The organism is Sulfurihydrogenibium yellowstonense SS-5, assembly GCF_000173615.1.
GTDB lineage: Bacteria > Aquificota > Aquificia > Aquificales > Hydrogenothermaceae > Sulfurihydrogenibium > Sulfurihydrogenibium yellowstonense.
Genome location: NZ_ABZS01000085.1, coordinates 1 through 6,924, shown reverse-complemented (window position 1 = coordinate 6,924; position 6,924 = coordinate 1). Strand labels below are relative to the sequence as shown.

7 protein-coding genes are annotated in these 6,924 nt (G+C 35.0%); all 7 read left to right on the top strand.

Translation table 11 applies throughout. The features are described from left to right. Positions 1–541: ATP synthase F1 subunit delta (gene atpH / locus SULYE_RS04595; protein ID WP_007546988.1), on the top strand; the 541-nt coding region annotated here is incomplete at its 5' end. A 22-nt stretch (positions 542–563) separates the two neighbouring features. Beyond that, positions 564–2,078: a F0F1 ATP synthase subunit alpha gene (atpA, locus tag SULYE_RS04590; protein WP_007546987.1), complete on the top strand. Its 1,515-nt coding sequence runs from the start codon at positions 564–566 to the stop codon at positions 2,076–2,078. An 11-nt stretch (positions 2,079–2,089) separates the two neighbouring features. Next, positions 2,090–2,965, top strand: a complete 876-nt coding sequence (locus SULYE_RS04585; protein ID WP_007546986.1) for a F0F1 ATP synthase subunit gamma — start codon at positions 2,090–2,092, stop codon at positions 2,963–2,965. A 19-nt stretch (positions 2,966–2,984) separates the two neighbouring features. Beyond that, a complete protein-coding gene (gene atpD, locus SULYE_RS04580) occupies positions 2,985–4,409 on the top strand; it encodes a F0F1 ATP synthase subunit beta (protein ID WP_007546985.1) in 1,425 nt (474 codons plus the stop codon). Positions 4,410–4,804: 395 nt separating this feature from the next. Further along, positions 4,805–5,071, top strand: a complete 267-nt coding sequence (locus SULYE_RS04575; RefSeq protein WP_007546984.1) for a hypothetical protein — start codon at positions 4,805–4,807, stop codon at positions 5,069–5,071. Continuing rightward, entirely contained in the window at positions 5,068–6,180 is a 1,113-nt protein-coding gene (ychF, locus tag SULYE_RS04570) for a redox-regulated ATPase YchF (RefSeq protein WP_007546983.1), read from the top strand. The genes SULYE_RS04575 and ychF overlap by 4 nt, the downstream gene beginning before the upstream one ends. Before the next feature lie 359 nt (positions 6,181–6,539). After that, positions 6,540–6,924 (top strand): F0F1 ATP synthase subunit A (locus SULYE_RS04565; protein ID WP_007546981.1); only part of this gene is annotated, 385 nt, incomplete at its 3' end.

Here is a 6,924-nt window from a genome sequence, read left to right as displayed (position 1 = left end):
AGATAAAAAATATCTCAGAAAAGTAGTCAAAGAGATAATTGCTAAAACAGATAAGTCTGAAGAAAATCTTTTAAAGATCTCAAGCATTCTTGACATTCTTAACAAGCTCTTTAAAGAAAATCAGACATTTAGAAACATCGTTTTAAATCCAAAAGCTTCTATGGAAGACAAAGAAAAATTAATGGAAAAAGTTTTATCTGCTCTTGGTACAGATGCAGAAATTTCAAAATTACTTATAAAAATCGTTAAAGACAAAAAAGCGAATATTTTTAAAGAGTTAAACAAAGTGTTTAAGTTTGAAGTCGAAAAGTTCTTTGGAACTGTTCAAGGTGAGATTATTACAGCTTACAAAATAGATGAAGCATTATTAAATGAAATTAAATCTGTAATAGAGTCCAAGATAGGTAAAAAGGTAGAGTTTACAGTTAAAGAAGATAGCAGTTTAATAGGCGGAGCTGTAATAAAAGCAGGAAGCTACATTATTGATACATCTGTCAAGTCTTACTTAAAACGTTTAGAAAGTACGTTATCAAGATTTTAATATAAAAGGAGGTTAAAGATAGATGTCTGTAATAAGAGCTGATGAAGTATTAGAAAATTTAAACAAACAAATTGAGGAATTTCAAGTAAGTGCAAACTTAGAAGAAATCGGAACAGTTATCCAAGTTGGTGACGGTGTCGCTCGTATCTACGGTCTTGAAAAAGCTATGATGGGTGAGATGCTTGAGTTTGAAAGTGGAATCGTTGGCGTTGTATTCAACCTTGAAGAGGACAATGTAGGTGCGGTTTTGCTTGGTTCAGACGTGGCTGTTAAAGAAGGTAGTATAGTTAAAAGAACTGGAAAAATCCTATCTGTTCCAGTAGGAAAAGGTTTACTTGGAAGAGTTGTCGATGGACTTGGAAATCCAATTGATGGAAAAGGACCATTAACGGATATAGCATACTACTCTCCAGTTGAAAAAATTGCTCCGGGAGTAGTAAAAAGAAAATCTGTTCACGAGCCGCTCCAAACAGGTATTAAAGCTATTGACGCAATGATTCCAATCGGAAGAGGGCAAAGGGAGCTTATCATTGGTGATAGAGCAACAGGTAAAACAACAATTGCAATAGATACAATCCTAAACCAAAAGGGTCAAGGAGTATATTGTATTTACGTTGCAATCGGACAAAAGAGGGCTAACGTAGTTCATATAGTAGAAACATTACAAAAACATGGTGCTATGGAATATACAACTGTAGTTGCTGCTACATCTTCAGACCCGGCAACTATGCAATACATAGCTCCATTCGTAGGATGTACAATCGGTGAATATTTTAGAGACAATGGAATGCATGCATTAGTAATTTATGATGACCTAACAAAGCATGCTTACGCATACAGACAGTTATCATTGCTTTTAAGAAGACCGCCGGGAAGGGAAGCTTATCCGGGAGACGTCTTCTACCTACATTCAAGATTATTAGAAAGAGCTGCAAAATTAAACGACGAGCTTGGGGCAGGCTCTTTAACAGCATTGCCTATCATTGAAACTCAAGCGGGTGACGTTGCAGCTTATATCCCAACAAACGTTATCTCTATTACGGATGGTCAGATATTCTTGGAAGCAGACCTTTTCTATAAAGGTATTAGACCTGCTATTAACGTAGGTATCTCTGTATCAAGGGTTGGTGGTGCAGCACAGATTAAAGCTATGAAGCAAGTTGCAGGTACATTAAGACTTGACCTTGCACAATACAGAGAACTTGAGGCATTCGTTCAGTTTGCTTCTGAACTTGATAAAGCTACACAGGCACAAATTGCAAGAGGACAAAGAATGGTTGAACTTTTAAAACAACCGCCAAACCAACCTGTTCCGGTTGAAAAACAAGTTGCTATTATATACGTAGCCGGACAAGGATATTTAGACGATGTTCCGGTTAATGCAATACAAAAATTTGAAAAAGAATTTTATGCATTCTTAGATACAGAAAAACCGGATATCTTGGAAGCAATCAGAAGAGAAAAAGCATTAACAGATGATATAAAAGCTAAACTTGATGCTGCTGTTAAAGAATTCAAACAAAAGGTAGCATTCTAAGGAGATAAACGATGGCTAAGTTATCACCAAGAGATATTAAAAGAAAAATAAACGGTATAAAAAATACTCAAAGAATTACAAAAGCAATGAAGGCAGTTTCTGCTGCCAAATTAAGAAAGGCACAAGCACTCTTATACGCAACAAGACCATATTCAAATAAACTCTATGAGTTGATAGAAGACTTAGCTGTTTATATCGATAGAGAATCTCATCCACTTCTTGAAAAAAGAGAAGAAAAAAGCGTAGATTTGGTAATTATTACGGCAGACAGAGGGCTGGCCGGTGCATTCAACTCAAACGTTATAAAAACAGCTTGGAGAGAGATTCAAAGGTTAAAAAGTGAAGGCAAAGAAGTAAACCTTCTCCTAATTGGTAGAAAAGGGGTCAATTTTTACAAAAATAAAGGATTTAACATAATAGAAGCCTATGAGGATATTTACAGAGACCAAGTAAATTTAACTTACACTGCAAAAGTTGGTGGAATTCTTGCATCAAGATTTATAGATAAAAAGTCTGATGCTGTTTATCTATTTAATAATGAACTAATAACCTCTTCTACATATGAGACAAAGATTAGAAAATTACTACCACTTGAATCTACTGCTTCCTCAAAGAAATTAGAAGAAGTATCAGTGTACAACATAGAACCATCAAAAGAAGAAGTTTTAAGCTCTTTACTACAAAGATATATAAATTATCAATTGTTTAGAGCTTTAGTGGAATCATCTACTGCAGAACATTCTGCAAGGATGCTTGCGATGGATAATGCAACGAAAAATGCAGGCGAAGCCATTAGAAAATGGACGATCATATTCAATAAAGCAAGACAAGAGGCAATCACTACCGAACTTATTGATATTATTAATGCTGCAGAAGCAATTAAGTAAAAAACTAAGGAGGATATAAATGGCTAAAGGAAAAGTTGTTCAAATAGTTGGACCGGTTGTAGACGTTGAATTTACAGAAGGCGAACTACCGGCTATAAGAAACGCATTAAAAGTACAAAGAACTGCTATTGACGATACTGGAAAAGAATATGTGGAAGATTTGTATCTTGAAGTTGCTCAACATCTTGGAGATAACAGAGTAAGAACAATCGCATATGGTCCTACCGATGGTCTTGTTAGAGGCGTTGAAGTAGAAGATTTAGGCTCTCCTATTAAAGTACCGGTAGGAAAGGCATCTCTTGGAAGAATTTTTAACGTTGTAGGACAGCCGATCGATGAAGCTGGACCGGTTAACGCAGAAGAGTATTGGCCAATATTCAGAGAAGCTCCTTCTTTTGAAGAACAGTCAACAAAAGTTGAACAGTTTGAAACAGGTATTAAAGTTATAGACCTGCTTGTTCCGTTAATCAAAGGTGGTAAAGTTGGATTGTTCGGTGGTGCAGGTGTTGGTAAAACAGTTCTCATGCAGGAGTTAATTCACAATATTGCTAAATTCCACTCTGGATACTCTGTTGTTGTTGGTGTTGGTGAAAGAACAAGGGAAGGAAATGACCTATGGATGGAAATGAAAGAATCAGGCGTTTTACCATACACAGCTATGGTATATGGTCAGATGAACGAGCCACCAGGAGTTAGATTTAGGGTAGCTCAAACAGGTCTAACAATGGCTGAATATTTCAGAGATGTTGAGAAACAAGACGTTCTTATCTTTATAGACAATATATTTAGATTTGTTCAAGCAGGTGCGGAAGTTTCAACACTTCTTGGAAGGTTGCCGTCTGCGGTTGGTTATCAGCCAACTCTTGGTACTGACGTTGGTGAAGTTCAAGAAAGAATTGCTTCTACAAAAAATGGTTCTATTACTTCTATTCAAGCAGTTTATGTACCGGCTGACGACATTACAGACCCAGCTCCAGCATCTATTTTCGCACACTTAGATGCTACTATTGTTCTCCAAAGAAGATTAACAGAGCTTGGAATTTATCCGGCCATTGACCCGCTTGAATCTACATCAAGAGCATTAGCACCAGAATACATTGGAGAAGAACATTATTATGTAGCAAGAGAAACTCAAAGAATTCTCCAAAGATACAAAGAATTACAAGAAATCATCGCAATCCTTGGTATGGAAGAGCTTTCTGAAGAAGATAAAGCAATCGTTGGTAGAGCAAGAAGATTACAAAGATTCTTAGCTCAAAGATTCCACGTTGCAGAACAGTTTACAGGTCAGCCGGGTTCTTATGTTAAGAAGGAAGAGACTATCAGGTCGTTTAAAGAAGTTGTTGAAGGTAAATGGGACCACTTACCAGAGCAAGCATTCTACATGGTTGGTGGCATAGAAGAAGCTAAAGAAAAAGCTGAAAAATTAGGCGTTAAAGTTTAATTAAGTTAATAGTCCCGGGGCTTAAAAATAGTCCCGGGTTTTATTTTAAAAATAATCTTAAATTTAACATAAATTTATCAACTCAACTTAGGGAGGGTGTTCCAAAAAAGTTTTTTTAGTAAAGGTATCATCTTGCCTGTCATTTTGTAGCCGTGCGAAGATTCTTCGTCTTCATGTTCATATTTTGTCATTCTGAAGTCGGCGAAAAATTTTCCGTTTTCCTTTTTAAGTCAAAAAATCAAAAGAGGGAATCTTTAGGCTTACAGTCCCAGGATGACACGGAAAAGTGAACTTGTGAGAATTTTAGAACATTCTTATAGCAAGAATAGAAGAACTAACTTCAGATTAGTTAATCTATGATATAATTGATATTTTAAAGCATCTTAGAGGTTACGATGGAAAAAATTTTAGAAGCTTATGAAGTATTAGTATGTTCAGAAGAATATCCGATTTTTTACCATGATAAATCAAGAGAGATTTGGATAACAGGATACAAAGATGGGAAAAAATTTGATTTGTTTATAAAGAAGCTTTATGACGGAACATTTAAACTGATATACGAAATACCTGAAGAAAGAAAGGTTGCACTTTTTTCAGACGAAGTTAAATTAATTAACCGTTTAAAAACAATATTTGAAAAAGAGGTGGTAGAAGATAAATGAAAATGAACGTTGGAATAGTAGGATTACCTAATGTTGGAAAATCTACGATTTTTAATGCGCTTACAGAAACAGCAAAGGCAGGAGTTGCTAACTATCCATTTTGCACTATAGACCCAAACGTTGGAATAGTTAACGTTCCTGATGAAAGACTTTATAAAATTGCAGAGCTGGAAAAAAGTAAAAACATAGTTCCTGCAACGATAGAATTTGTAGATATAGCAGGTCTTGTTAGAGGAGCAAGCAAAGGAGAAGGCTTAGGTAATCAATTTTTAGCAAACATAAGACAAGTATCAGCCATTGCGCACGTTGTCAGATGTTTTGATGATCCGGATATTATTCATGTAGAAGGTTCTGTAAATCCTGTAAGAGATGCTGAAATAATTGAAACAGAACTAATATTAGCAGATTTACAATCAATAGAAAAAAGATATGAAAGGTCAGCGAAAGCTGCAAAAACAGGAAATAAAGAAGCTAAATTTGAAGTTCAAGTCTTAGAAAAAGCTAAAGCTATTTTAGAGGATTTAAAACCACTTAGAACAAATCTTGATAAATTTGAAGAAGAAGAGATACAGTGGCTTACAAGAACTCTTTATCCAATAACAATAAAACCGCTTATGTATGTTGCAAACATTCCAGAAGAAGATTTGCCGGAAGGAGAAGGAAATGTATATTTACAGCAACTTAAAGAAAAAGCAAAACAAGAAAATGCACCAGTGGTAGTTTTATGTGGAAAAGTTGAGCAAGAATTAATAGAACTTCCAAAAGAAGAAAGACAGGAATTTCTAAACGCCCTTGGCTTAAAAGAGCCAGGACTAAACAGAATGATTAAAACAGGCTATGCACTTCTTGATCTGATTACTTACTTTACAGCAGGAGAAAAAGAAGCAAGAGCATGGACGATAAAAAGAGGGACAAAAGCACCCCAAGCAGCAGGAGAAATTCACTCAGACATAGAAAGAGGTTTTATTGCGGCAGAAGTGATAAATTATGATGACTATATTAAAATTGGCTCAATGCAAAAAGCAAAAGAGCTTGGAATGGTAAGAATAGAAGGAAAAGAGTATGTTGTTAAAGACGGCGATATTATGTATTTCAGATTCAATGTTTAAACATGATAGGTGAAAGTCGAGAGACTAAGGGTATTCCAAAATTTTTGTAAATTTATCTTTTCTTGTCATCCTGAGGCCGAAGGCCTAAGGATCTCTTTTTGATTTTTTGGATTGAGAAAAAAAAAATATAAGATTCTTCGCTTCGCTCAGAAATGACAGAGAAAGGTTGATTGATAAGCATCAGAAGGATAACCTTGGATGTCATTCTGCAGCCGGCGGAATCTCTTACTTTTATTGAATTATCACTCAACGTATTAGTTTTTTATATTTTTCTTAAACTAATATGACTTATACAATAAATTTACAAGCTTAAAAAAATCCTGTATAATATTACAGAATTAAATATAATGGAGGAGCAAATGGAACAACATGTCATAATGGCTCTTATAGTGTTAATAGTGGTTCCGATTATATTTACCATTTTTGCAAAAAAGCCATCATTAATACCGACACCTATTCAAAACGTATTTGAGATATACATAGAATTTATAGATAATCTTATAAAAGAAAATATGGGTGAAAAAGGTAGAAAATACTTTCCATTGATAGCATCAATTGGATTGTTTGTATTCTTTGGAAACTTAATTGGAATGATACCAGGTTTAGAATCTCCAACAGCAAACTTAAACACAACAATGGCTCTTGCTCTTTTAGTGTTCTTTATATACAACTTTGAAGGCATTAGAGAAAATGGTATTGGCTACTTTAAACACTTTTTAGGTCCTGTTCCTAAAATGGCTCCGA

Excerpts from the sequence above, each read along its gene's own strand:
- atpA (WP_007546987.1), top strand. The coding sequence starts at position 564 with ATGTCTGTAATAAGAGCTGATGAAGTATTAGAAAATTTAAACAAACAA.
- SULYE_RS04585 (WP_007546986.1), top strand. The coding sequence starts at position 2,090 with ATGGCTAAGTTATCACCAAGAGATATTAAAAGAAAAATAAACGGTATA.
- atpD (WP_007546985.1), top strand. The coding sequence starts at position 2,985 with ATGGCTAAAGGAAAAGTTGTTCAAATAGTTGGACCGGTTGTAGACGTT.
- SULYE_RS04575 (WP_007546984.1), top strand. The coding sequence starts at position 4,805 with ATGGAAAAAATTTTAGAAGCTTATGAAGTATTAGTATGTTCAGAAGAA.
- ychF (WP_007546983.1), top strand. The coding sequence starts at position 5,068 with ATGAAAATGAACGTTGGAATAGTAGGATTACCTAATGTTGGAAAATCT.